Origin of the sequence: Winslowiella iniecta (assembly GCF_001267535.1) — a bacterium.
GTDB classification, from domain to species: domain Bacteria; phylum Pseudomonadota; class Gammaproteobacteria; order Enterobacterales; family Enterobacteriaceae; genus Erwinia; species Erwinia iniecta.
The window spans coordinates 16,426-43,015 of the sequence record NZ_JRXE01000001.1 but is presented as its reverse complement, the minus strand read 5'-3'; the positions used below and the strand labels follow the sequence as shown (position 1 = coordinate 43,015).

The 26,590-nt window shown below is 53.8% G+C and carries 19 protein-coding genes and 1 pseudogene; 16 read left to right on the top strand and 4 right to left on the bottom strand.

Annotation, left to right across the window (positions count from 1 at the left end; genetic code table 11):
- Positions 1-32 precede the first annotated feature (32 nt).
- The 9 genes from cmk to kdsB all read left to right on the top strand — a co-directional run bounded on the left by cmk (position 33) and on the right by kdsB (position 10,434).
- A complete protein-coding gene (cmk, locus tag NG42_RS00170) occupies positions 33-722 on the top strand; it encodes a (d)CMP kinase (RefSeq protein ID WP_052896534.1) in 690 nt (229 codons plus the stop codon).
- A gap of 126 nt (positions 723-848) precedes the next feature.
- A complete protein-coding gene (gene rpsA / locus NG42_RS00165) occupies positions 849-2,522 on the top strand; it encodes a 30S ribosomal protein S1 (RefSeq protein WP_052896533.1) in 1,674 nt (557 codons plus the stop codon).
- A gap of 88 nt (positions 2,523-2,610) precedes the next feature.
- Positions 2,611-2,895 (top strand): integration host factor subunit beta, encoded by a 285-nt coding sequence (gene ihfB, locus NG42_RS00160; protein ID WP_052896532.1) that lies wholly within the window; start codon positions 2,611-2,613, stop codon positions 2,893-2,895.
- Positions 2,896-3,105: 210 nt separating this feature from the next.
- On the top strand, positions 3,106-5,367 hold the full coding sequence (locus NG42_RS00155) for a ComEC family protein (protein ID WP_052896531.1): 2,262 nt from the start codon (positions 3,106-3,108) through the stop codon (positions 5,365-5,367).
- A 36-nt stretch (positions 5,368-5,403) separates the two neighbouring features.
- Positions 5,404-7,152, top strand: a complete 1,749-nt coding sequence (gene msbA / locus NG42_RS00150; RefSeq protein WP_052896530.1) for a lipid A ABC transporter ATP-binding protein/permease MsbA — start codon at positions 5,404-5,406, stop codon at positions 7,150-7,152.
- Positions 7,149-8,126: a tetraacyldisaccharide 4'-kinase gene (lpxK, locus tag NG42_RS00145; protein WP_052896529.1), complete on the top strand. Its 978-nt coding sequence runs from the start codon at positions 7,149-7,151 to the stop codon at positions 8,124-8,126. Before msbA ends, lpxK begins: the two co-directional genes overlap by 4 nt.
- Before the next feature lie 62 nt (positions 8,127-8,188).
- A complete protein-coding gene (locus tag NG42_RS00140; RefSeq protein ID WP_156321993.1) occupies positions 8,189-9,400 on the top strand; it encodes a winged helix-turn-helix domain-containing protein in 1,212 nt (403 codons plus the stop codon).
- Positions 9,401-9,508: 108 nt separating this feature from the next.
- Entirely contained in the window at positions 9,509-9,691 is a 183-nt protein-coding gene (locus NG42_RS00135) for a Trm112 family protein (RefSeq protein WP_052896527.1), read from the top strand.
- The gene (gene kdsB, locus NG42_RS00130) at positions 9,688-10,434 is read left to right on the top strand and encodes a 3-deoxy-manno-octulosonate cytidylyltransferase (protein WP_052896526.1); all 747 of its coding nucleotides are present in this window, start codon (positions 9,688-9,690) and stop codon (positions 10,432-10,434) included. Before NG42_RS00135 ends, kdsB begins: the two co-directional genes overlap by 4 nt.
- 91 nt (positions 10,435-10,525) lie before the next feature.
- Here kdsB and elyC read toward each other — a convergent pair whose 3' ends face one another.
- Entirely contained in the window at positions 10,526-11,296 is a 771-nt protein-coding gene (gene elyC, locus NG42_RS00125) for an envelope biogenesis factor ElyC (RefSeq protein WP_052896525.1), read from the bottom strand.
- A 126-nt stretch (positions 11,297-11,422) separates the two neighbouring features.
- On the opposite strand from elyC, the gene cmoM reads away from it, so the two are divergent.
- The 7 genes and pseudogenes from cmoM to NG42_RS00090 all read left to right on the top strand — a co-directional run bounded on the left by cmoM (position 11,423) and on the right by NG42_RS00090 (position 22,064).
- Positions 11,423-12,208 (top strand): tRNA uridine 5-oxyacetic acid(34) methyltransferase CmoM, encoded by a 786-nt coding sequence (gene cmoM, locus NG42_RS00120; RefSeq protein WP_052896524.1) that lies wholly within the window; start codon positions 11,423-11,425, stop codon positions 12,206-12,208.
- Positions 12,205-13,527 (top strand): chromosome partition protein MukF, encoded by a 1,323-nt coding sequence (mukF, locus tag NG42_RS00115; RefSeq protein ID WP_052896523.1) that lies wholly within the window; start codon positions 12,205-12,207, stop codon positions 13,525-13,527. The genes cmoM and mukF overlap by 4 nt, the downstream gene beginning before the upstream one ends.
- Positions 13,508-14,239, top strand: a complete 732-nt coding sequence (gene mukE, locus NG42_RS00110) for a chromosome partition protein MukE (RefSeq protein ID WP_052896522.1) — start codon at positions 13,508-13,510, stop codon at positions 14,237-14,239. The genes mukF and mukE overlap by 20 nt, the downstream gene beginning before the upstream one ends.
- Positions 14,236-18,723, top strand: coding sequence for a chromosome partition protein MukB (gene mukB / locus NG42_RS00105; RefSeq protein WP_052896521.1), 4,488 nt, complete (start codon positions 14,236-14,238; stop codon positions 18,721-18,723). Before mukE ends, mukB begins: the two co-directional genes overlap by 4 nt.
- Before the next feature lie 294 nt (positions 18,724-19,017).
- Positions 19,018-20,652: pseudogene (gene ldtD, locus NG42_RS00100) on the top strand (L,D-transpeptidase); the annotation flags it as partial.
- A gap of 187 nt (positions 20,653-20,839) precedes the next feature.
- The gene (gene mepK, locus NG42_RS00095) at positions 20,840-21,388 is read left to right on the top strand and encodes a peptidoglycan L,D-endopeptidase MepK (protein WP_052896519.1); all 549 of its coding nucleotides are present in this window, start codon (positions 20,840-20,842) and stop codon (positions 21,386-21,388) included.
- 46 nt (positions 21,389-21,434) lie between these two features.
- A complete protein-coding gene (locus NG42_RS00090; protein WP_052896518.1) occupies positions 21,435-22,064 on the top strand; it encodes an MBL fold metallo-hydrolase in 630 nt (209 codons plus the stop codon).
- A 144-nt stretch (positions 22,065-22,208) separates the two neighbouring features.
- Here NG42_RS00090 and NG42_RS00085 read toward each other — a convergent pair whose 3' ends face one another.
- The 3 genes from NG42_RS00085 to asnS form a co-directional block, all read right to left on the bottom strand.
- Entirely contained in the window at positions 22,209-23,399 is a 1,191-nt protein-coding gene (locus NG42_RS00085) for an amino acid aminotransferase (RefSeq protein WP_052896517.1), read from the bottom strand.
- 257 nt (positions 23,400-23,656) lie between these two features.
- A complete protein-coding gene (ompF, locus tag NG42_RS00080) occupies positions 23,657-24,742 on the bottom strand; it encodes a porin OmpF (RefSeq protein WP_052896516.1) in 1,086 nt (361 codons plus the stop codon).
- 301 nt (positions 24,743-25,043) lie between these two features.
- Positions 25,044-26,444, bottom strand: coding sequence for an asparagine--tRNA ligase (gene asnS, locus NG42_RS00075; RefSeq protein ID WP_052896515.1), 1,401 nt, complete (start codon positions 26,442-26,444; stop codon positions 25,044-25,046).
- Positions 26,445-26,590: the final 146 nt, after the last annotated feature.

Genomic DNA, 26,590 nt, shown 5'->3' with positions numbered 1-26,590 from the left:
TCACGGAAAATTTCCAGCAACAGGAGTGAAAGATGACGGCAACAGCCCCGGTTATCACTATTGATGGGCCAAGTGGTGCGGGTAAAGGCACGCTGTGTAAAGCAATGGCAGAAGCGCTGCAGTGGCATCTGTTGGATTCAGGCGCAATTTACCGCGTTTTAGCGCTTGCTGCTCTGCATCATCAAGTGGATATCGAGTCTGAAGAGGCGCTGGTCCCGATTGCTGCCCACCTGGATGTGCGATTTGTGTCGACCAACGGTGAACTGGAAGTGATTCTGGAAGGCGAGGATGTTTCCGCCGAGATTCGAACGCAGGATGTCAGTAACACCGCATCGAAAGTTGCTGCTTTCCCGCGCGTACGTGAGGCATTACTGCGTCGCCAGCGTGCATTTCGTGAAGCGCCGGGCTTAATTGCCGACGGCCGTGACATGGGAACAGTGGTATTTGTTGATGCACCAGTGAAAATCTTTCTCGATGCCAGCTCGGAAGAGCGTGCGCACCGCCGCATGCTACAGTTGCAGGAGAAGGGCTTTAGTGTTAACTTTGAACGCCTTTTATCTGAGATAAAAGAGCGCGACGATCGCGATCGTAATCGGGCAATTGCGCCTTTAGTCCCTGCTAAAGATGCTCTGGTACTGGATTCAACCAGTATGACCATTGAGCAAGTGATTGAAAAAGCGTTACACTACGCCCGGGAAAAGCTCGCATTGCCGAATAATTAATTCGGTAAATCACGCGCAGATGAATTCCTTAACCCTGTGATATGGACGTCATGGGGCATGTGAAACAACCCCACCCGGCAGGAAGTCAGGTGGACGTTAAATTGAAGAATCCATAAGATTATCAATATGACTGAATCTTTTGCTCAACTCTTTGAAGAGTCCCTGAAAGAAATCGAAACCCGTCCGGGTTCCATCGTTCGTGGTATCGTTGTCTCTATCGACAAAGATATCGTTCTGGTTGATGCGGGCCTGAAATCTGAATCTGCAATTCCTGCAGAGCAGTTCAAAAACGCAGCCGGCGAACTGGAAATCCAGGTTGGTGACGAAGTTGACGTTGCTCTGGACGCAGTAGAAGACGGCTTCGGTGAAACCCTGCTGTCCCGTGAAAAAGCTAAACGTCATGAAGCTTGGATCACGCTGGAAAAAGCTTACGAAAACGCTGAAACTGTTACCGGTGTTATTAACGGCAAAGTCAAGGGCGGCTTCACTGTTGAGCTGAACGGTATTCGTGCGTTCCTGCCAGGTTCTCTGGTAGATGTGCGTCCGGTGCGTGATACTCTGCACCTGGAAGGCAAAGAGCTTGAATTCAAAGTAATCAAGCTGGATCAGAAACGTAACAACGTGGTGGTTTCACGTCGTGCGGTTATCGAATCCGAGAACAGCGCAGAGCGCGATCAGCTGCTGGAAAACCTGCAGGAAGGCATGGAAGTTAAAGGTATCGTTAAGAACCTCACTGACTACGGTGCATTCGTTGATCTGGGCGGCGTTGACGGCCTGCTGCACATCACTGACATGGCATGGAAACGCGTTAAGCATCCAAGCGAAATCGTCAATGTTGGCGATGAAATCAATGTCAAAGTACTGAAATTCGACCGCGAGCGTACCCGTGTTTCACTGGGTCTGAAGCAGCTGGGCGAAGATCCATGGGTTGCTATCGCTAAGCGTTACCCAGAAGGCACCAAGCTGACTGGCCGCGTGACCAACCTGACTGACTACGGCTGCTTCGTTGAGATCGAAGAAGGCGTTGAAGGTCTGGTTCACGTTTCAGAAATGGACTGGACCAACAAAAACATCCACCCATCCAAAGTTGTTAACGTGGGTGATGTTGTGGAAGTTATGGTTCTGGATATCGACGAAGAACGTCGTCGTATCTCCCTGGGTCTGAAGCAGTGCAAATCTAACCCATGGCAGCAATTCGCAGAAACCCACAACAAGGGCGACCGTGTTGAAGGTAAAATCAAGTCAATCACTGACTTCGGTATCTTCATCGGCCTGGACGGCGGCATCGACGGCCTGGTTCACCTGTCTGACATCTCCTGGAACGCTACCGGAGAAGAAGCAGTTCGTGAATACAAGAAAGGCGACGAAATCGCAGCTGTGGTTCTGCAGGTTGACGCAGAGCGCGAGCGTATCTCCCTGGGCGTTAAGCAGCTGGCAGAAGATCCGTTCAACAACTACATCTCTCTGAACAAGAAAGGTGCAATTGTTAACGGTAAAGTGACTGCAGTTGACGCTAAAGGTGCTACAGTTGAATTAGCAGACGGCGTTGAAGGCTACCTGCGTGCTTCTGAAGCTTCACGTGACCGCGTTGAAGACGCAACTCTGGTTCTGAATGTTGGCGACGATGTTGAAGCTAAATTCACCGGTGTTGACCGTAAAAACCGCGTTGTCAGCCTGTCTGTCCGTGCGAAAGACGAAGCTGACGAGAAAGATGCCATCGCTACTGTTAACAACAAACAGGAAGAAGGTAATTTCTCCAGCGCTATGGCTGAAGCGTTCAAAGCTGCTAAAGGCGAGTAATCGACCTGACTATCCGGGTGGCGTGAGTCGCCCGGACTCAGTAGTAAGCTGTCAAAACCTTTTCCATTAGGGATTAACCGGAGGATTTATGACCAAGTCAGAACTGATCGAAAGACTTGCAGGCCAGCAGACTCATATTCCGGCGAAAGTCGTTGAGGATGCGGTTAAAGAGATGCTTGAGCATATGGCCAATACGTTGGCTGCAGGTGAGCGCATCGAAATCCGGGGATTCGGCAGCTTTTCTTTGCACTACCGTGCACCTCGAACTGGCCGTAACCCGAAAACGGGTGACAAAGTGGATCTGGAAGGTAAATACGTTCCCCACTTCAAGCCAGGTAAAGAGCTGCGCGATCGCGCAAATATCTACGGTTAAGCAGCCGCGAAGCGGATACGATAAAACGACACCTCAGGGTGTCGTTTTTTTTGCCTGCTATCCGCGTGTTGCGTGCCATCTCACAGCGTTTTGTCGTCCGATGTCGCGCTGAATGAATTCTCTGAAGCCGCTTCCCGCTAACGCGGAACCACGGCTGCATCACTGAACCACTTCCGTCACACTCCTTGCTCAACCGGACAAGGAATGACGATGGTGAAATCCCTTACTCAGTTCTCATGGATGATTATTTGTGCGACCCTGCCGCTTTGCTGGCTGCCGGTGCTGCCGCCCAATCATTATCTGACGCTGACTGGCGTCGTCGCACTGGTATTGCTGCTCATCCGCTGGCGAACGTGCAGAGTGCTCGGAATGGGACTGCTGCTGTTTATCTGGAGCTGTAGCGCCGCTCGTCAGACGACAGAGCAGCTGTCGCAACTCAGCGCTGAGCCTGTTGATGTCAGGATAAAAATTGACAGCCTGATTAACGGCGGAGAACGTCTTAAAGTACGCCTGCTTTCCATTGAGCAGCGTCCGCTGTTTCCGCCGGTGTATGCGATTATTCACTCTTCACTGCAAACAGAAAATGCCTGCGCCGGTCAGCACTGGCAGATGACCCTGCGCTTAAGGCCGGTTCATGCCCGGCTCAATCAGGGGGAGTTTGACCGGCAACGACAGGCGCTGGCCAGCCAGACCCTTTTCAATGGCCGTGTGCTGGCTGCCCGGTTAGTGCAGCGCGAGTGCAGCTGGCGGCAAAAAATTATCGACCGCGCGCAACCGCATTATCAGCAACTGCCATGGCAGAGTGTGCTCACTGCGCTGGCGTTTGGCGAACGTGGCGAGATGGCTGGCGACATCACCCGGCTATTGCGCGAAACCGGCACCGCTCATCTGATGGCGATCTCGGGGATGCATATCGGACTGGCGGCAATGTCAGGCTGGTTGCTGGCGCGTGGCCTGCAATTCTTGCTGCCGGCGCACTGGATTGGCTACCGTATGCCATTAGCCGTCAGTCTGCTGGTGGCGCTGCTTTATACCTGGCTGTCGGGCGCAAACCCTCCGGCGGTAAGAGCAATGCTGGCGCTGGCGTTATGGTGCGGCCTGCGGCTGGCCGGATTGCGTTGCAGCGGCTGGCAGGTATGGAGTTTATGCATTGGGTTGATTCTGTTTTTTGATCCATTAACCATCCTCTCCGACAGTTTCTGGCTGTCGGCACTGGCGGTGGCGGCGTTGCTGCTCTGGTATCAGTGGTTTCCGCTGCCCGCCCGCTTTATGCGTGACCAACGCTGTTTAATACTGCAACTGCTACATCTGCAACTGGGAATGATGCTGCTGCTGATGCCGGTTCAGGGCTTTATTTTCCATGGCCTCAGCCTGAGTGCGCTGGTCGCCAATTTAATTGCTGTACCGGTGGTGTCGTTTATCAGCGTGCCGTTAATTCTGTTCAGTATTCTGACATCATTCAGCAGCTTGAGCGCGCTGAGCTGGTGGCTGGCAGATCGTTCGCTGGCGCTGGTTATCAATAGTTTACAATTGTTGCCCTCGGGCTGGCTGACGCTGAGCGAGACACAAGCACTGGGTTGTCTGCTGTGCTGGCTGGCACTGGTGGTATGGCGATTTGGCTGGTGGCACGCTTCGCCGATTACCGTTATCAGCCTGCTGCTGACGCTGATCGGGTGGCGACAGGCATTACCGCAGCCGGACTGGCGTATCGATATGCTGGACGTCGGGCATGGTCTGGCGGTGGTGATTTCCCGCCAGGGGAAAGCGGTTATCTATGATACCGGCAATCGCTGGCCGGGGGGCGATGCAGGCGAGCGGATTATTGCACCCTGGTTGCGCTGGCATGGAATTGAGCCGCAGCATATTATTTTGAGCCACATTCATCTGGATCATACCGGCGGTACCACCAGCCTGTTGCACGCCTGGCCGCAGCTGACAGTGCGTAGCGCGCTGGGACAGCCTGGCCATTTGCCCTGTTACGCCGGTGAACGCTGGCAGTGGCAGCAACTGAATTTTCAGGTGTTATGGCCGGAAAAAGGCAATCAGCGCGGCCAGAATAATGATTCCTGTGTACTGCTGATTGATGATGGCCGACATCGGGTACTGCTGACCGGCGATCTGGAAACGGCGGGTGAAAGAGCACTGGTGGCACGCTATAAAACCGCATTGCAGGCCGATATTATTCAGGTGCCGCACCATGGCAGCAGCACATCCTCTACGGGGCTGTTACTGCGCAATGTTAAAGGGGCGGCAGCACTCGCCTCAGTGGCGCGCTTTAATGCCTGGCGCTTACCGTCGACGCAAATTATTCAGCGCTATCAGGATAATGGCTATCAGTGGCATGATACCGCGCTTTCCGGGCAGTTGAGTGTGCAATTTATCAACGAAAATTGGCAGGTCAAAGGGTTAAGAGAGCAAATAATGCCCCGTTGGTATCATCAGTGGTTTGGCGTCCCCAGGGAATCCAGGTAGAATGAGCGGCTACTTAAGTCTAAAGCTGGTTATATAATGCATCTGGATAAAGATCTCTCGACATGGCAGACATTCCGTCGCCTCTGGCCGATGATCGCGCCGCACAAAGCAGGTTTGGTGGTGGCAGCGATTGCACTGATCGTTAACGCGGCTGGCGATACCTTAATGTTGTCACTGCTGAAACCTTTACTCGATGATGGTTTTGGTAAATCGGATAGCTCCGTGCTGATGTGGATGCCACTGGCCGTGATTGGCCTGATGCTGATGCGTGGTGTTTCTGGATTTATTTCCAGTTACTGCATCTCATGGGTTTCCGGCAACGTGGTGATGAATATGCGTCGTCGCCTGTTCAGCCATATGATGGGGATGCCGGTCTCCTTCTTCGATCAACAATCGACGGGTACCTTGCTGTCGCGTATCACCTACGACTCAGAGCAGGTTGCCTCCTCCTCTTCCAGTGCACTGGTTACCGTAGTGCGTGAAGGGGCATCGATTATTGGTCTGTTTATCATGATGTTCTACTACAGCTGGCAGCTGTCGCTGATTCTGATTGTGCTGGCACCGATTGTCTCCTTTGCGATACGTCAGGTTTCAAAGCGTTTTCGTAATATCAGCAAGAATATGCAGAACACCATGGGTGAAGTGACCACCAGCGCAGAGCAGATGCTCAAAGGGCATAAAGAAGTGCTGATCTTTGGTGGTCAGGAAATCGAAAGCAATCGCTTTGCAACGGTCAGCAATAAAATGCGCCAGCACGGTATGAAGCTGGTTTCCGCATCGTCGATTTCCGATCCTATCATTCAGCTGATCGCTTCAATGGCACTGGCATTTGTGCTGTATGCGGCCAGCTTTCCGAGCGTAATGGAGACGTTAACGGCCGGTACCATTACCGTGGTGTTTTCCTCAATGGTGGCGCTGATGCGTCCGCTGAAGTCACTGACTAACGTCAACGCACAGTTCCAGCGCGGTATGGCGGCCTGTCAGACGCTGTTCTCGATTCTGGATAGCGAGCAGGAAGTGGATACCGGGAAGCGTCAGATTGAACGCGCTAAAGGGGATATTGAATTCCGCAACGTGACCTTCACCTATCCGGGACGCGAAAACCCGGCGTTACGCAATATCAATTTAGCCATTCCGGCCGGTAAAACGGTGGCACTGGTGGGGCGTTCTGGTTCGGGTAAATCGACCATGGCCAGCCTGCTGACGCGTTTTTATGATATTCAGCAGGGCGAAATCCTGATGGATGGTCACGATCTGCGTGAATATACCCTGAGTTCATTGCGTAATCAGGTTGGGCTGGTGTCGCAAAACGTCCATCTGTTTAATGACACCATCGCCAATAACATCGCCTATGCACGCAGCGATGAGTATAGCCGTGAACAGATTGAAAAAGCGGCGACCATGGCGCACGCGATGGACTTTATCAGCAAAATGGACAACGGTCTTGATACGGTGATTGGTGAAAATGGCGTGCTGCTTTCTGGTGGCCAACGTCAGCGTATTGCCATTGCCCGTGCTCTGCTGCGCGACAGTCCGATTCTGATCCTCGACGAAGCGACTTCAGCACTGGATACCGAGTCAGAACGTGCGATTCAGTCGGCGCTGGATGAGCTACAGAAAAACCGTACTTCGCTGGTGATCGCTCACCGTCTGTCAACCATCGAAAAAGCCGATGAAATTGTGGTGGTGGAAGATGGATGTATTGTTGAGCGTGGCTCCCATGAGCAGCTGCTGAACGAGAAAGGTGCCTACGCTCAGTTGCATAAGATGCAGTTTGGTCAATGATTGAGCGTATCTGGAGCGGACGTTCGCCACTCTGGCTGCTGCTGTTGCCGTTTAGCTGGCTGTATGGGCTGATCAGCAACGGCATCCGTCTGAGTTATCAGCTTGGCTGGCGTAAAGTGTGGCGCGCCTCCGTTCCGGTGGTGGTGGTAGGAAATCTGACCGCCGGTGGTAATGGTAAAACGCCGGTAGTAATTTGGCTGGTGGAAGCTCTGCAACGTCAGGGCCTGCGCGTCGGTGTGGTGTCTCGCGGATACGGCGGTAAGGCAGAACGCTACCCGTTGCTGCTGGATGCCACCACCACCACTGCGCAAGCCGGTGATGAACCGGTGTTAATTTTTCAGCGCACCCGTGCGCCGGTGGCGGTTTCGCCGGTGCGCAGTGAGGCGGTTCAGGCTTTGCAGGCGGGCGGTAATATCGATGTGATCATTACCGACGATGGCCTGCAACATTATGCGCTGGCGCGTGATTTCGAAATTGTGGTGGTGGATGGCGAGCGTCGCTTTGGTAACGGCTGGTGGCTACCGGCAGGACCGATGCGTGAACGCGCCGGACGCCTGAACAGTGTCGATGCGGTGATCGTCAATGGTGGCCGCGCCAGCGGTAATGAGATTGCCATGCAGCTGCAACCGGGTGCGGCGATTAACCTGAAAACCGGCCAGTCGCAACCGCTGGCGGCGTTTGATCAGGTGGTCGCGATGGCCGGAATTGGTCACCCGCCGCGCTTTTTCAATACGCTTGTGCAGCAGGGAATCACGCCGGTTAAACAGCTGGCTTTTGCCGACCATCAGGCGTACAGCGAAGCGGAGTTGCGCGCGCTGACCACGGCAAATCAGGCATTGATGATGACGGAAAAAGACGCGGTAAAATGTCGCCACTTTGCTCAGGATAACTGGTGGTATCTGCCGGTTGATGCGCAGCTGACTGCGGCACCCGCCGCCGAACTGCTTGATAAAATTCAATCTCTTTGTCGGTAAAACTTTCGGCAGCGGATATTTAGCCGCTAAACTGAAGGCATCTGCTGATTCAGGATGCCATGATGCCAGTCACTGAACTCTCGCTTAAAACTGCCCGCAAACTGCATCTGGCAGCCCAGAACCTGCTCAGGTCTCCACCGCGTAAGGCGCAATATGATGATGTGGCGGCAGCTATCCGCCACATGTCGCTGCTGCAAATTGATACCATTCATGTGGTGGCGCGCAGTCCTTATCTGGTGCTGTTTAGCCGACTGGGCGCGTTTTCGCCCGAGTGGCTGGAGATGACGCTGGCCGAAGGCAAATTGTTCGAGTACTGGGCGCATGAAGCCTGTTTTATCCCCACCGAAGATTACAAATTACTGCGCCACCGCATGCTGACGCCAGCCAGTTTGGGCTGGAAATACAATGCCGACTGGATGCAGCAGCATCAGCAGGACATTCAGCAACTGATACTGCATATCGAGCAGCAAGGGCCGGTACGTTCGGCTGACTTCGCCAGCGCAGCCGCCCATAAGCCAGGCTGGTGGTCATGGAAACCCCATAAGCGCCACCTGGAAAACCTGTTTACCGCCGGTGAAGTGATGGTGACTGAACGGCGTAATTTTCAGCGCGTCTATGATCTGCGTCGACGGGTAATGCCGGACTGGGATGATGATTTGCATATGCTTAGCGAGCCAGAAGCGGTGCAGCAGATGCTGCGAAACAGCATGCAGAGCCTTGGGATTTTCCGTGCTGAATGGCTGGCAGATTACTATCGCCTGAAACGTGCGCCGGTTAAGCCGCTGTTAGCACAGGCGCTGGAGCGCGGCGAGGTGGTGGCAGTAAATGTGGAAAAACTCGGCGCGATGTATCTCCATCACCGTCTTCTGCCGCTGCTGGAGCAGCCACTTCGGGCGACGGCCAGCGCGCTGTTATCGCCATTTGACCCGGTCGTCTGGGATCGTCGTCGTGCGCTGGAGCTGTTTAACTTCGATTACCGGATTGAATGCTACACGCCAGAAGCCAAACGCAAATTTGGTTATTTTGTGTTACCCATCTTACATCGTGGCGGGTTAAAAGGGCGGCTGGATGCCAAAATGCAGCGTAAAGAGCAGATACTGCAAATTAAAGGGCTGTGGCTGGAGGCCGGAGTGACGGTTAGCGCAACACTGGTTCGCGATCTGACCCGCACGTTAAATGACTTTGCCCGCTGGCAAGGGGCTAATCAGATAGTTGTTGATCACGCCCCGGCCGATCTCAGCGCTTGCTGGGGGCGTGGCTGGCGTTGTGAATGAGCACTTTGCGGCGGAACCAGGCGATCGATACCACTGGCAATAACCGCTCACCAGCTGGCTGTGATATGCTTGGATTCCTGATGAAATCGGGTCCATTACGGAGGAACCATGGATCACCGTTTACTCGAAATTGTGGCTTGCCCAGTCTGTAACGGCAAACTCTACTACAACAAAGAACAGCAAGAACTGATCTGCAAGCCAGATGGTCTGGCCTACCCGGTACGCGACGGTATTCCGGTGCTGCTGGAGGTTGAAGCGCGTACCATGACGCTGGAAGAGACCCATCCATGAGTTTTGTGGCCATTATACCGGCGCGCTTTGCATCGACACGTTTACCCGGTAAACCGTTGGTGGATATCCATGGTAAACCAATGGTAATCCACGTGATGGAGCGGGCGCTGGAATCGGGTGCTGACCGTGTTATTGTCGCCACCGATCATCCCGATGTCGCTGCGGCAGTGCAAGCTGCCGGTGGCGAAGTCTGTATGACGCGTGCCGATCATCAATCCGGTACCGAACGACTGGCGGAAGTGATCGATCATTATCGGTTTTCTGATGATACGGTAATCGTCAATGTGCAGGGTGATGAACCGTTGATCCCCCCGGTGATTATTCGCCAGGTTGCGGAGAATCTGACACGCGCATCCGCCGGAATGGCGACGCTGGCGGTGCCGATTGACAGCGCTGAAGAGGCGTTTAATCCCAACGCGGTCAAAGTGGTGATGGATGCGCAGGGTTACGCGCTCTATTTCTCCCGTGCGCCTGTTCCCTGGGATCGCGAGCGTTTTGCCAAATCACGTGACACCATTGGTGATACTTTCCTGCGCCATATCGGTCTCTATGCCTATCGCGCCGGTTTTATCCGCCGCTATGTCACCTGGGAACCGAGCCAGCTGGAGCAAATTGAACTGTTAGAACAGCTCAGAGTGCTGTGGTATGGCGAAAAAATTCACGTCGATGTGGCGCAAGCCGTCCCAAGCGTCGGCGTGGATACGGCGGAAGATTTGCAGCGGGTCCGCGAGGCGATGCAGTAATATCTTCGGCATGGGCGGTGTTCTCGCCGCCCGTGCCGGGGGGGTGCACGCCGCATTCCCTCAGGACGGGAGCCGAAAACGGCTCCCTGCATTATTCCTGCACCTTATCGCCTTTCAGCCATTGCCATACCAACCCCAGTGACTCATACCACGCGCGATCGCTATGGCCGAGATATAGCGGGGAAGGCAGCACTTGTTCCCACCAGTTTAACGGTGAATCAATCGCCATCTGATTAGCCGGCGCCGCGATTGGCGTCAGTCCCTGCGCATGGAAGAAGTTCATCGCCCGGCGCATATGGTTCGCCGAGGTCACCAACAGGAACGGCTGGTTGCCAATGGCCCGTTTCACTTCCTGCGCCTCTTCTTCCGTATCTACCGGTTTCTCCAGCCTGATAATCGCCTCATCCGGCACACCTAAGGTTTTGGCTACCCGCGCCCCGGCTTCAGCGGTACTGACCGGATTACCCTGTGCCGCGTAGCCGGTAAAAATCATTTTCGACCCTGGATTGTCGCGCCACTGGCGCACGCCTTCCACCAGCCGCGGCAAACTGTTATTGATCAGATTAGAGCCGGGCGCCCATTCCGGGTTCCAGGTATAGCCGCCACCGAGTACCACCACGTAATCCACTTTCTGGCCGCCATTCCACGTCGGATAAGGGTTTTCAAGCGGTTTCAGCAGCCGATCGGCCACCGGTTGTAAGCTGATTAACAGCAGGATTAACCAGGCAGAAGAGAGTATAATTTTGCCGGTTTTCTGCCAGCGACTGAACCAGAGCAGAAAAATGCCGATTGCCATAACGGCAAGCAGGAAAGGCAAGGGCAGCAGCAGGCCGCCAACCACTTTTTTAACGGTGAAAAGCATTAAAACGGACTCCTTTTGTCCGAAAAAACATCATCTAAAAGCGAAGCGATGAGTGAAAGGTTCATTCTCTGCCAGTGTATGCCAAAATAGCCGTTTACTTAACGGCAGTAACCGCGGAGCCGAGCCATGCAGGATCGTAACTTTGATGATATCGCTGAGAAATTCTCGCAAAACATTTACGGTACCACCAAAGGGCGTATCCGTCAGGCCATCTTGTGGCAGGAGCTTGAGGCGTTATTAACTACGCTGCCACAGCGTCCGCTTTCGGTACTGGATGCCGGCGGCGGCGAAGGGCAAACCGGTTGTGGCCTCGCTGCGCGCGGACATCAGGTGCTGCTGTGCGATCTGTCCGGCGAAATGTTACAGCGTGCACGGGCTCATGCCGAAGAAAAAGGTGTGAGCGATAACATGCAATTCAAACAAATTAGCGCCCAGCAGGTTGGCCAACATTTGGATAAGCCGGTTGATCTGGTATTGTTTCACGCTGTGCTGGAGTGGGTGGCGCAGCCACAAGAGGTTCTGGCAGCGCTGTATGATACGCTGGCACCTGGTGGCGTATTGTCGCTGATGTTTTACAATTTGCATGGCTTAACCCTGCGCACGCTGACACTCGGTAACTTTGGCTATCTGCAGGCCGACTTGCGTAAGCGCAAAAGGAAAACCTTATCGCCTGATTATCCGCGCGATCCGGATCAGGTGTATGGCTGGTTAAAGCAGCTCGGATTTGTCATCGAGCAGCGGGCGGGAATCCGCGTTTTCCATGACTATATGCGCGATAAAGAGAAGCAGAGCGAAAGATTCGAGGAAGTGCTGGCAATGGAGCAACGTTATTGCCGGCAGGAACCATTTTTAAGTTTAGGGCGTTATATCCACGTCACAGCGCGGAAACCCATTCAGAAGGACGAACTATGAGTGAATTTTCCCAGACTGTACCGGAACTGGTTGCCTGGGCGCGAAAAAACGATTTTTCCGTCTCATTACCGACCGAACGTCTGGCATTTTTGCTGGCCATTGCCACCCTTAACGGCGAGCGCATGGACGGTGAAATGAGTGAAGGCGAACTGATCGACGCGTTTCGCCATGTCAGCAAAGCCTTCGAACAAACCCATGAAACCGTGCTGGTGCGTGCCAATAACGCCATTAATGATATGGTGCGTCAGCGTCTGCTTAACCGCTTTACCAGCGAAATTTCTGAAGGCAATGCCATCTATCGTCTGACGCCGCTGGCCATCGGCATTACCGACTACTATATCCGTCAGCGCGAGTTCTCCACATTACGCCTGTCGATGCAGCTGTCGATTGTCGCGCAGGAGCTGAAGCGTGCGGCAGATGCTGCCGATGAAGATGGCGATGAATTTCACTGGCATCGTAATGTCTTTGCCCCGCTGAAATATTCCGTGGCGGAGATTTTCGACAGTATTGATATGACACAGCGCATCATGGATGAGCAGCAGCAGGCGGTGAAAGATGACATCGCGCAACTGCTGAACCAGGACTGGCGTGCGGCAATCTCCAGCTGTGAACTGCTACTGTCGGAAACCTCCGGCACGCTGCGTGAATTGCAGGATACGCTGGAAGCGGCGGGCGATAAGTTGCAGGCTAATCTGCTGCGTATTCAGGATGCCACCATGAGCAGCCCGGATCTCGGCTTTGTCGATAAGCTGGTCTTCGACCTGCAAAACAAACTCGACCGCATTATCAGTTGGGGGCAGCAGGCAATTGATCTGTGGATTGGCTACGACCGCCATGTGCACAAATTTATTCGTACCGCCATCGATATGGATAAAAACCGGGTGTTTGCTCAGCGTTTGCGTCAGTCGGTACAGAACTATTTCGACAATCCATGGGCGCTGACGTATGCCAATGCCGACCGTCTGTATGATATGCGTGACGAAGAGTTGACGCTGCGCAGCGAAGAGGTCACTGGTGAGCTGCCTTCGGAACTGGAATACGAAGAATTTAATGAAATTCGTGAGCAGCTTGCAGCGATGATTGAAGAAGCGTTGCAGATTTACAAAGCGCAGCAAAAACCGCTCAATTTAGGCGCGGTAATGCGCGATTATCTGGCGCAATATCCACGGGCCCGTCATTTCGACGTGGCGCGGATTGTTGTCGATCAGGCCGTGCGTTTAGGCGTGGCCGAAGCAGATTTCTCAGGCTTGCCAGCAGAATGGCAGGTCATTAATGATTACGGAGCCAAGGTGCAGGCACATGTCATCGACAAATATTGAACAAGTGATGCCGGTTAAGCTGGCCCAGGCCCTGGCTAACCCGATTTTCCCGGCGCTGGACAGCCAGTTGCGTGCCGGGCGTCATATCGGCATTGAAGAACTGGATAATCATGCTTTCCTGATGGACTATCAGGAGTTTCTGGAAGAGTTTTACGCGCGCTATAACGTCGAGTTAATTCGCGCGCCGGAAGGTTTCTTCTATTTACGTCCGCGCTCCACCACCTTGATCCCGCGTTCGGTACTGTCTGAGCTGGATATGATGGTAGGCAAGATCCTCTGCTATCTCTATCTCAGCCCGGAGCGCCTGGCCAATGAGGGTATTTTTACCCAGCAGGAGCTGTATGACGAGCTGCTGAGTCTGGCGGATGAAAACAAACTGCTGAAGCTGGTTAACCAGCGTTCCACCGGTTCCGATCTCGATCGTCAGAAACTCCAGGAAAAAACGCGTGCCTCATTAAACCGCCTGCGCCGTCTGGGTATGGTGTGGTTTATGGGGAACGACAGCACCAAGTTTCGTATCAACGAATCTGTCTTCCGCTTTGGTGCCGATGTGCGCAGCGGCGACGATCCGCGCGACGCGCAGTTGCGGATGATTCGTGACGGTGAAGCGATGCCGATCGACACCGGTACGGCGCAAAATGATGAAGCCGATGAAAACGATAACGATGCAGACGGCAATACGTCAGACAATGCGGAGGATGAACAGGCATGATTGAACGCGGAAAATTTCGCTCGCTGACGCTGATTAACTGGAACGGCTTCTTTGCGCGTACCTTCGATCTCGACGAGCTGGTCACCACGCTGTCGGGCGGCAATGGTGCGGGTAAATCCACCACCATGGCGGCCTTTATTACGGCATTGATCCCCGATCTGACCTTGCTGCACTTCCGCAACACCACCGAAGCGGGCGCAACTTCAGGTTCGCGTGATAAAGGTCTGCACGGTAAGTTGCGTGCCGGCGTCTGTTATTCCACGCTGGACGTGGTGAACTCGCGCCATCAGCGCGTGATTGTTGGTGTGCGTCTGCAACAGGTTGCCGGTCGTGACAAAAAGGTCGATATCAAGCCATTCAGTATTCATGGCCTGCCATCGTCGATGAACCCGACGGAAATTCTGACTGAAACGCTGAATGAACGTCAGGCACGCGTGCTGCCGCTGAACGAACTGAAAGATCGCCTCGAGGCGATTGAAGGCGTGCAGTTCAAACAATTTAACTCGATTATCGACTATCACTCGCTGATGTTCGATCTGGGCATCGTGGCGCGTCGTCTGCGTTCTGCGGGCGACCGCAGCAAATATTACCGTCTGATTGAGGCCTCGCTGTACGGCGGTATCTCCAGCGCCATTACCCGCTCTCTGCGCGACTATCTGCTGCCGGAAAACAGCGGCGTGCGTAAAGCCTTCCAGGATATGGAAGCGGCGCTGCGCGAAAACCGCATGACGCTGGAAGCGATTCGTGTGACGCAATCCGACCGCGACCTGTTTAAGCACCTGATCTCTGAAGCCACTAACTATGTGGCGGCAGACTATATGCGCCATGCTAACGAGCGCCGCATTCATCTTGATGGCGCACTGGCGCTGCGTAACGATCTGTTTACCAGCCGCAAACAGCTGGGCGCAGAGCAGTACCGTCATATCGAAATGGCGCGTGAGCTGGCCGAGCACAACGGTGCGGAAAGCGATCTGGAAACCGATTATCAGGGTGCCAGCGACCACCTTAATCTGGTGCAAACCGCGATGCGTCAGCAGGAAAAAATCGAGCGCTATGAAGCCGACCTCGATGAGCTGACTTATCGTCTGGAAGAGCAGAATGAGGTAGTCGCAGAAGCGCGCGAGGTGCAGGAAGAGAACGAAGCCCGCGCCGAAGCCGCCGAACTTGAAGTCGATGAGCTGAAAAGCCAGCTGGCCGATTACCAGCAGGCGCTTGATGTGCAGCAAACCCGGGCGATTCAGTATCAACAGGCGTTGCAGGCGTTACAGCGTGCGCAGGAAGTCTGTCGCCTGCCGGAACTGTCGGTCGATAATGCGGAAGAGTGGCTGGACACCTTCCAGGCGAAAGAGCAGGAAGCCACCGACAAGCTGTTAATGCTGGAACAGAAAATGAGCGTGGCGGCTGCCGCGCACAGCCAGTTTGAGCAGGCTTTCGAACTGGTCAATAAAATTGCCGGACCGGTAAGCCGTAGCGAAGCCTGGCAAACGGGTCGCGAGTTGCTGCGCGATGCGGCCAACCAGCGCCATCATGCGGAGCAGCTACAATCGCTGCGGATGCGCCTGAGTGAGATGGAGCAACGCCTGCGCGAGCAGCAGGATGCCGAGCGTTTGCTGAATGAGTTCTGCAAACGTCAGGGGCAGCAGTACGACGCCCACGAGCTGGAGTCGTTACAGCGTGAGCTGGAAGCGCAGATCGAGCAGCTGTCGCAGAGCGTCTCCGATGCCGGTGAACGCCGTATGATGATGCGTCAGGAGCTGGATCAGCTGCGTGAACGCATTAATAACCTGACGGCGCGTGCACCGCACTGGCTGGCCGCGCAGGAGATTCTGACTCAGCTTAGCGAGCAGACCGGTCAGCCGCTGGAAAACAGCCAGCAGGTCACCGAGTTTATGCAGCAACTGCTGGAGCGTGAACGCGAAACCACCGTGGAACGCGACGAAGTTGCCGCGCGTAAACGTGATATTGAGAAACAGATCGAAAGGCTGAGTCAGCCAGGCGGTGCGGAAGATGCACGCCTGAATAACCTCGCCGAGCGTTTCGGCGGCGTGCTGCTGTCCGAAATTTACGATGACGTTACCCTCGACGATGCACCTTACTTCTCGGCGCTGTATGGCCCGTCACGCCACGCTATCGTGGTGCCGGATCTGTCGCGGGTGCGTGAGCAGCTGGATGGGCTGGAAGAGTGCCCGGAAGATCTCTACCTGATCGAAGGGGATCCGCAGTCCTTTGATGACAGCGTGTTCAGCGTGGAAGAGCTGGAAAAAGCGGTGGTGGTGAAGGTTGCCGAACGCCAGTGGCGTTACTCGCGTTTCCCGAAAGTCCCGCTGTTTGGCCGTGCGGCACGTGAAAACCAGCTGGAACTGCTGCATGCCGAGCGCGAACAGCTGGCGGAGACTTACGCCACGCTCTCATTTGACGTACAGAAAACGCAGCGTCTGCATCAGTCATTCAGCCGCTTTATCGGCAGTCACCTGGCGGTGGCGTTTGAGGCCGATCCGGAAGCACAGATTCGCCAGCTGAATGGTCGTCGCACCGAAATTGAACGTGCGCTGAACAGCCATGAAAATGACAATCAGCAGCAGCGTCAGCAGTACGAGCTGGCGAAAGAGGGCGTGTCACAGCTGAACCGTCTGCTGCCACGCGTGACCCTGCTGACCGATGACACGCTTCAGGATCGCTGTGAAGAGATTCGTGAGCGTCTCGACGAAGCGCATGAAGCCTCGCGCTTTATCCAGCAGCATGGCAACAGCCTGACGCGGCTGGAGCCGATCGTATCCGTATTGCAAAGCGACCCGGAGCAGCACGAACAGCTGAAAGCTGATTATCAGCAGGCGCAGCAGATTCAGCGTGATGCGCGTCAGCAGGCGTTTGCCTTAACCGAAGTGACGCAGCGTCGCGCCCACTTTGGCTATGTTGATTCCGCCGGCATGCTGACCGGTAACAGCGATCTGAATGAGAAACTGCGTCAGCGTCTGGAGCAGGCGGAGTCTGAACGTGCGCGTGCGCGTGATCAGCTGCGCCAGCATCAGGCCCAACTGACCCAGTATTCCCAGTTGCTGGCCTCGCTGAAAAGCTCATATGACGCCAAGCGTGACATGCTGAAAGAGTTGCATCAGGAGATGCAGGATATCGGTGTGCAGGCTGATGCCAGCGCGGAAGAGCGCGCGCGACTCCGACGTGATGAGCTGTACAGCGCATTAAGTAATAACCGCGCGCGTCGTAATCAGCTGGAGAAACAGCTGACGTTTTGTGAAGCAGAAATGGATGCCTTGCAGAAAAAACTGCGCCGCCTGGAGCGTGACTACCACCAGAATCGTGAGCAGGTGGTGTCGGCAAAAGCCGGATGGTGTGCGGTTATGCGCATGGTGAAGGACAACGGTGTCGAGCGCCGTCTGCATCGGCGTGAGCTGGCCTACCTCGGTGGCGACGAGCTGCGTTCAATGTCGGATAAGGCGTTGGGTGCGCTGCGTCTGGCGGTGGCTGATAACGAGCATCTGCGTGACGTGCTGCGCCTGTCGGAAGATCCGAAGCGCCCGGAACGTAAGATTCAGTTCTTTATCGCGGTTTATCAGCATCTGCGCGAGCGCATCCGTCAGGATATTATCCGCACTGACGATCCGGTGGAAGCCATCGAGCAGATGGAAATTGAGCTGAACCGCCTGACTGAAGAGCTGACCGCGCGTGAGCAGATGCTGGCCATCAGTTCACGCAGCGTATCGAACATTATTCGTAAGACGATTCAGCGTGAGCAGAACCGTATTCGTCAGCTGAACCAGGGTTTGCAGGCCGTCAGTTTTGGTCAGGTTCGCAGTGTGCGTCTTAATGTCAATGTGCGCGAGGCGCATTCCACACTGCTGGATGTGCTGTCAGAGCAGCATGAGCAGCATCAGGATCTGTTTAACAGCAATCGCCTGACCTTCTCTGAAGCGCTGGCGAAACTTTATCAGCGCCTGAATCCGCACATCGATATGGGGCAGCGTACGCCGCAGACTATCGGTGAAGAGCTGCTCGACTACCGCAACTATCTTGAGATGGAAGTCGAAGTTAACCGTGGTTCAGACGGCTGGCTGCGTGCCGAAAGTGGCGCACTGTCGACCGGTGAAGCGATCGGTACCGGGATGTCGATTCTGGTTATGGTTGTACAGAGCTGGGAAGAGGAGTCGCGGCGTTTGCGCGGTAAAGATATTTCTCCGTGTCGCTTGTTGTTCCTTGATGAGGCTGCTCGTCTGGACGCCAAATCCATCGCCACGCTGTTTGAACTGTGCGACCGTCTCGAAATGCAGCTGATTATCGCCGCTCCTGAGAACATCAGCCCGGAAAAAGGCACCACCTATAAACTGGTGCGTAAAGTGTTCCAGAACACCGAACACGTGCATGTGGTTGGGCTGCGCGGCTTCTCGGCTGAACCGTCTCCGGCCAGCAATTCGCCGCAGAACAGTGATGCTGCGGAAGTGGATGCAGAAAAATCACGGGCGCAAATGTAGTAAAAAATTTGCGCTCGGATTACTCTGACAACGGCATTTGCCCTAATACGGGCAAATGCCGTTTTTAGTTTCTATACTTATAACAATGATTAATAGCCCAGCGGGTAAGCGTTTTACTTGTTGCAGCTCAACAGAATTCACAGGGGGCAAAGGATGTTGCTGGCAAACCGAGTTAATTTAAAAAAAGCGTCCTTAGGGTGTTGTATCGTGCTTTGCCTTGCCCAGGTGTACAGTGCTACCGCTGCGATAAATTCTCCACTGCCGGCTTCGTCGGCCAGTAGTATTATGACGGCCGCGCAGAGCCAGTCGCAAATCCTTGCGGCGCTGCCGCATTCCGTCAAACCCTTCTATCTGGGCTCGCTGGCATCCCTCTATGCCGCACGTGATATGCAGCCGTTGTGGCAGGATCGTGAAGCGGTACAGCAATTTCAACAGCAGCTGGCAGAAGTGGCTATTTCGGGCGTGCAACCGCAGTTTACCCAATGGATACAACAGTTAACCGATCCTGAAATTACCGGGCTGGCACGGGATATCATTCTGTCTGATGCGATGCTGGGCTATTTGCAGTTTGTCTCCAGCGTACCGGTTCAGGGAGAAAAGTGGTTATACAGTAATGTGCCCTACAAAATGACGCTGCCGCCGGTTTCAGTCATCAATCAGTGGCAGACGGCCGCTGATGCCGGGGGGTTAAATACCTTTGTGGTGTCACTGGCTCCACAGCATCCGCAATATACGCGTATGCATCAGGCGCTGAAAACCATGCTGGCGGATAACCGGCCCTGGCCGCAGCTGAGGGATAAGCAGACCTTACGACCAGGCCAAATCAGTCAGGATGTGCCGGCACTGCGCGAAATTTTGCAGCGCACCGGTATGCTGAGTGATAACGCGGAACCCCCACAACCGGTTGATCAGGCCGCGGTTGCTGTCAGCCCATCAGCCACTAATGTGGCCGATTTGCCCGTCAATACGCCGGAACAAAGCAGTAATCTTCTGCCGCAGGCTACCAGTACCACGTCGGCCAATATCTATTCGCCGGAACTGGTGGAAGGGCTGAAGCGCTTTCAGCAGTGGCAGGGTTTAGCGTCTGATGGCGCGATTGGTCCACGTACCCGCGAGTGGTTAAATGTCTCGCCGCAACTGCGTGCTTCGCTGCTGGCACTGAATATTCAGCGCCTGCGACTGCTGCCGGATGATATGCATAACGGCATCATGGTGAATATTCCTAACTATTCACTTATTTACTATTCAGAAGGCAATGAAATTCTCTCTTCCCGGGTGATTGTCGGTCGGCCAGATCGAAAAACCCCGTTAATGCGCAGCGCGCTGAACAATGTGGTGTTAAACCCGCCGTGGAATGTGCCAACATCGTTGGTGCGACAGGATATTATTCCAAAGGTAAAACGCGACCCGTCTTATCTCTATAAACACGGTTACACGCTGTTATCGGGCTGGAGCAATGATGCTGAAGTTATCGACCCGTCAATGATTGACTGGAGTATGGTATCGGCTGCCTCGTTCCCTTACCGCCTGCGCCAGGCACCAGGCAGCGCAAACTCGCTGGGACGCTATAAATTCAATATGCCAAGTTCAGATGCTATCTATCTGCATGACACGCCGAACCATAACCTGTTCCAGAAGGATATCCGCGCGCTGAGCTCCGGCTGTGTGCGAGTGAACAAGGCGTCTGATCTAGCCAATCTGCTGTTGCAGGATGCAGGCTGGAACGATAGCCGTATCTCCAGCACCCTGAAAGAGGGGAATACACGCTTTGTCTCTATTCGTCATCGTATTCCGGTCAATCTCTATTATCTGACCGCCTGGGTTGCCGATGACGGTAAGCCGCAGTTTCGTACAGATATTTACAATTATGATGCCACTGCGCGTTCCGGCTCTCAGGTGCTGGCGCGTGCCGGGCAGCTGTTACTCTAATAGTTGAAAATTCAGCAACAAACAGAGCCGGGCAATGTCCCGGCTTTTTACTGTCTGCGCGGTGCCGGGTGAATACTCCTCGCAGTTTACTGGCTGGTGGGTTGACGGATGGCTATACGGCGGTTATGGTTCGGCCTTGTGTGGTTTTTGCACGTTTTCGGTTTTTACATTCAGGTAACAGCATTTCATGGATAAATTCGATTCTCAACGCCGTAAGTTACTGGCATTAGGCGGAGCAGCTTGTGGTTTAGCGCTGCTGCCAGGTCAGGCATTTGCTACGCTTTCCACCCCTCGTCCTCGTGTGCTTACCCTCAGTAACCTTCATACCGGTGAAACGCTTAAAACTGAGTTTTTTAATGGTAAAAGCTACGACAAAGATGAGTTATCGCGTCTGAATCACTTTTTCCGTGATTATCGGGCGAATAAAGTGAAGAGCATCGATCCTAAACTCTTTGATCAGCTCTACCGCCTGCAGGCGATGCTGGAAACCCGTAAACCGGTGCAGCTGATTTCCGGTTACCGTTCGCTGGCGACCAATAATGAATTGCGTTCGCACAGCAAAGGGGTGGCAAAACACAGCTATCACACGCTGGGTCAGGCGATGGATTTCCATATTGAAGGCGTTTCTCTAAGCAATGTACGCAAAGCGGCATTAAAAATGCGCGCAGGTGGTGTAGGATACTACCCCAGCAGTGACTTTGTGCACATTGATACCGGGCCGGTAAGAACCTGGTAATTAAGAGAAATTCCGGCAACCCTGTGTTGGCCGGTAACGGAGTGTTATGGATTATCACATTATTCCCGTCACGGCATTCGCTCAGAACTGCTCGTTGATTTGGTGTGCGGAAACGCAACAAGCCGCTATTGTCGATCCGGGCGGTGACGCTGAGAAAATTAAGCAAGCCGTGGCTGAGCAGGGCGTAACCGTCACGCAGATTCTACTGACTCATGGGCATCTCGACCACGTCGGTGCCGCTGCTGAACTTGCCGCGCATTATGCGGTGAAAATTATTGGCCCACAAAAGCGCGATGCTTTCTGGCTGGACGGTTTGCCTGCGCAGAGCCGTATGTTTGGCCTGGCAGAGTGCGCGCCTTTGGCGCCGGATCGCTGGCTGGAAGAAGGCGAAACGGTCGAAGTAGGGCAGATCAGGCTCGATGTCCTGCATTGCCCGGGGCACACGCCGGGTCATATTGTATTCTTTGATGCGGTGGGTCGTCTGCTGGTTTCTGGCGATGTGATTTTCAATGGTGGTGTCGGCCGCAGCGATTTCCCGCAGGGCGACCATCAGGCGTTAATTGATTCCATCCGGGATAAGCTGCTGCCGCTGGGCGATGATGTGACCTTTATTCCAGGCCATGGACCGATGTCGACGCTCGGTCATGAACGAGTCAGCAATCCTTTCCTGCAATAGCTGTCCCGCTGATTTTACGTAGGGGCGCCGTTTTCGGCTCCCGTCCTGATGGCATGCGGGATGCTAACCCTCAGCACGGGCGGCGTTCTCGCCGCCCCTACTGTTCGGCACGGGTGCGGCGACAGCGCCGCCCCTGGGTATTATTTACAGCACCGCCACAATCGCTTCGCACAGTGGTGCCATATTATCTGGCGTCATACCGGCAACGTTAACGCGTCCGGAATTCACCGCATAAACACCAAACTCTTCACGCAGGCGCACGACCTGATCTTTGGTCAGGCCGCTGAATGAGAACATACCGTTTTGATTGATGATAAAGCTGAAATCACGATCTGCCCCTTTCTCTTGCAGGGTATTTACAAACAGTTGACGCATACGGTGAATACGCTGACGCATATCGGTCAGTTCCTGCTCCCAGATGGCGCGCAGAGCGTCATTACCGAGGATAGTGGCAACCACTGCCGCACCGTGAGCCGGCGGGTTAGAGTAGTTGGCACGAATGGTGGCTTTTACCTGGCTGAAGGAGACATCAGCAATGGCCGCATCGGCCGCTACCAACGTAAATGCACCGACGCGCTCATTATACAGACCAAAGTTCTTGGAGTAAGAGCTGGCAACGATCAGCTCCTGATGGCTGGCGGCGAAAATGCGCAGGCCTTCAGCATCTTCTTCCAGTCCACGCGCAAAGCCCTGATAGGCGAAGTCAAACAGCGGTAACCAGCCACTGGCCTGTGACAGTTCCGAGAGCTGCGCCCACTGTTCTGCGGTTGGGTCGATGCCGGTTGGGTTATGGCAGCAGCCGTGGAACAGCACCACGTCACCCGCTTTCGCTTCACGCAGGCTGGCAACCATACCGTCGAAATTCAGCTGATGGTTTTCCGCATCGTAGTAATTGTACTCACACACTTCCAGGCCAGCAGATTCGAACACATTTTTATGGTTCGGCCAGCTCGGGTTACTTACCCAGATGCGTTTAACGGCCGTCTGGTTAGCGAGGAAGTCTGCGGCCACACGCAGCGCACCGGTACCGCCAGGGGTTTGCGCAGTGCGCGCACGTTTGCTGGTGATAATCTCGTTGCCTTTACCAAACAGCAGCTCCTGAGTGCAGTGACCGAAATCAGCCAGGCCATCAATGCTCAGGTAGTTTTTAGTGGTTTCGTTTTCCAGCAGATACTGTTCCGCTTTCTTCACGCTGGTCAGAACAGGTGTTTTTCCGGTTTCATCCTTGTACACACCAATGCCGAGATTGATTTTATTGGGACGGTCGTCGGCACGGAAAAGATCGGCTAAACCAAGAATCGGGTCGGCGGGTGCAGCTGCAATGTTTTCAAACATATGAGAGGGTCCGTAAGCTTAATCTAAAGCGAATTGAGTTCTCAGGTTAACGCCAGAACGGGCAAATGCCAACCGTTTGCGACAAAAAGAACTACGCAGATCTCACCGTGATTTTGGGTTTGACCCGGGAAGCGGGAGCGGTGGTCAAATCAGGCGGGTGAACCTTATTGCAGCAGGCTCTGAGGCAAAGCGTGATAAACAAAAACGGAGCCTTTCGGCTCCGTTTTTTTATCCAGCTTGCGATAAATTGCAGGCAATCAGAACTGGTATACCAGACCCAGGCCTACGATATCGTCGTCAGCCAGACCCAACGCGTTGTCGTTTTTCAGCAGGTTGATACGGTAATCAACATAGGTAGACATGTTTTTGTTGAAGTAGTAAGTGGTACCTACAGAAACATATTTGTAGATATCTGCATCGCCAATGCCTTCTACGTCTTTAGCTTTGCCCTGCACATATGCCAGGGATGGGCGCAGACCGAAATCGAACTGGTACTGAGCAACCGCTTCGGTAGTGATGGATTTGTTAGCAAAACCAGAAACCTCGGTACCGTTGCGGGTGCCGCTGATTGGCGTTGCGTTACGGCCTTCACCGTAGGTTGCTGCCAGGTAGATGTTGTTCGCGTCATATTTCACGCCAGCTGCCCAAACTTCTGCACGGTCGCCACGACCAAGAGTGGTTGCACCGGTGTTCTGACGCTCGGTACGATCCTGGCTTGAGTATGCACCCACGATGCCAACACCGACTGGAGAAACGTAAGAAGAGGAGATACCCCAGCCATCACCATTCGCACGACGGATGTCTTCACGGTCGTTTTTACCCTGGTACTGTACTGCGAAATCCCAGCCATCAACCAGGCCGAAGAAGTTGGTGTTACGGTAGGTCGCCACGCCGGTAGTACGGCTGGTCATGGTGTCGGAGAAGCCGAAATCACCACCGAATTCTGGCAGCATGTCAGTCCATGCGATGGCATCATAAGCGACGCCGTAGTTACGACCGTAGTCGAAAGAACCCGCGTCGCCGAATTTCAGACCGGCAAAGCCCAGACGGGTTTTGTTGCCGTCTTGTGCATCAGAGCCTTCAGAGTTGTTAGCCTGAACGTTGTATTCCCACTGGCCGTAACCGGTCAGTTGGTCAGAAATCTGAGTTTCACCTTTGAAGCCGAAACGAACATAAGAGTTGTCGCCGTCATTACCGTCATCTTTAGAGAAGTAGTGCAGGCCAACTGCTTTACCGTACAGATCCAGTTTGTTGCCATCTTTATTATAGATTTCTGCTGCGTTTGCTGCGCCTGCAGCCAACAGAGCTGGAATTACCACTGCAAGAATGTTGCGCTTCATCATTTATTATTACCCTCATTGGAGTTTATTCGGACACCTGCCACTGCCGTCAATAATTCTTTACAGAACTACGAAGAGAGTTTGGTGTCTTCCTGTGTCTGCAGGCATCTTTCCATTCAAAGCACGGTTAATCCACCTCGAAAATGCTACTAATCTCCTAATCTGGTTACAAAAGGAAAATATGTATTACAAAATGTAAAATATACGGAACTTTGTGAGACAACTCTAAAATTACAAAAATAAAAAAAGGTCAGCGAGGCTGACCTTTTTATATATATGAATTTCTTATATTTAATGCCGAAAATCAGAAGCTGGCGTTACGTGGTGTACGAGGGAACGGGATAACATCTCTTACATTTTGTACGCCGGTGACATAAGCGATTAAACGTTCGAAACCTAAGCCAAAACCTGAGTGAGGCACGGTGCCATAGCGACGCAGGTCGCGATACCACCAGTAATCTTCTTTATTCAGGCCCATTTCTTCGAGACGCGCATCCAGCACATCCAGACGTTCTTCACGTTGTGAACCACCGATAATTTCGCCAATACCCGGTGCCAGAACGTCCATCGCGGCAACTGTTTTGCCATCTTCGTTCAGGCGCATATAGAAGGCTTTAATGTCCTTCGGATAGTTTTTCACTACCACTGGCGCTTTGAAGTGCTGCTCTGCAAGGTAACGTTCATGTTCAGAGGAGAGGTCGATACCCCAGGAAACATCGTTCTCAAATTTCTTGCCGGAAGCCAGCAGAATATTGACGGCATCGGTGTAATCCACCTGAGCGAAATCCGTAGTGACAAAGCGTTCCAGGCGAGCTACCGCATCTTTATCGACGCGCTCGGCAAAGAAGGCCATATCGTCGGCACGCTCTTCGAGCACCGCTTTAAACACATACTTCAGCATCGCTTCTGCCAGTGCTGCGGCATCGTTCAGATCGGCGAAAGCGATTTCCGGCTCCAGCATCCAGAATTCAGCCAGGTGACGGCTGGTATTGGAGTTCTCAGCGCGGAAGGTTGGGCCAAAGGTGTAGATCTTAGACAGCGCACTGGCGTAGGTTTCACCGTTCAGCTGACCAGAAACCGTCAGGAAAGCTTCTTTACCAAAGAAGTCTTCGCTGAAATCCACTTTACCCTGCGGGTCGCGCGGCAGGTTTTCCAGGTCCAGCGTCGATACGCGGAACATTTCACCGGCACCTTCGGTATCGGATGCAGTGATCAGCGGAGTGGACACCCAGAAATAGCCGTTCTCATGGAAGAAGCGATGCAGTGCCTGCGCCAGCGTATGGCGTACACGTGCAACCGCACCGATCAAGTTGGTACGCGGGCGCAGGTGCGCGACTTCACGCAGATACTCGATGCTGTGGCGTTTTGCCGCCATCGGATAGGTATCCGGATCGTCAACCCAGCCGACCACTTCTACCGCCGTCGCCTGAATTTCAAAGCTCTGGCCTTCACCCGGCGACGCCACCACTTTACCGGTGACAATCACTGAGCAACCGGTGGTCAGGCGCAATACTTCTTCCTGATAATTATTCAGAGAATTATTTACGACAGCCTGAACGGGATTAAAGCAGGAACCGTCATAAACGGCGACAAAGGAAATACCGGCTTTTGAATCTCTTCGGGTACGCACCCAACCACGTACGGTGACTTCGCTGTCAACCGCGACACGGCCGTGCAGTACATCCGCTACAGGCACTACGCTCATAAATTTCTCTCTTTATTAGTTTCTGATTTGAAAATTAATAACCCCCGGATCTGAGGGTATTGCTATGTTACTTGCCGTCGGGCAGGACACAAGAAGAATTCGCGGTAGCAGATGAGATTTATTCACTAAAGCGGGGAGTTCGGGGA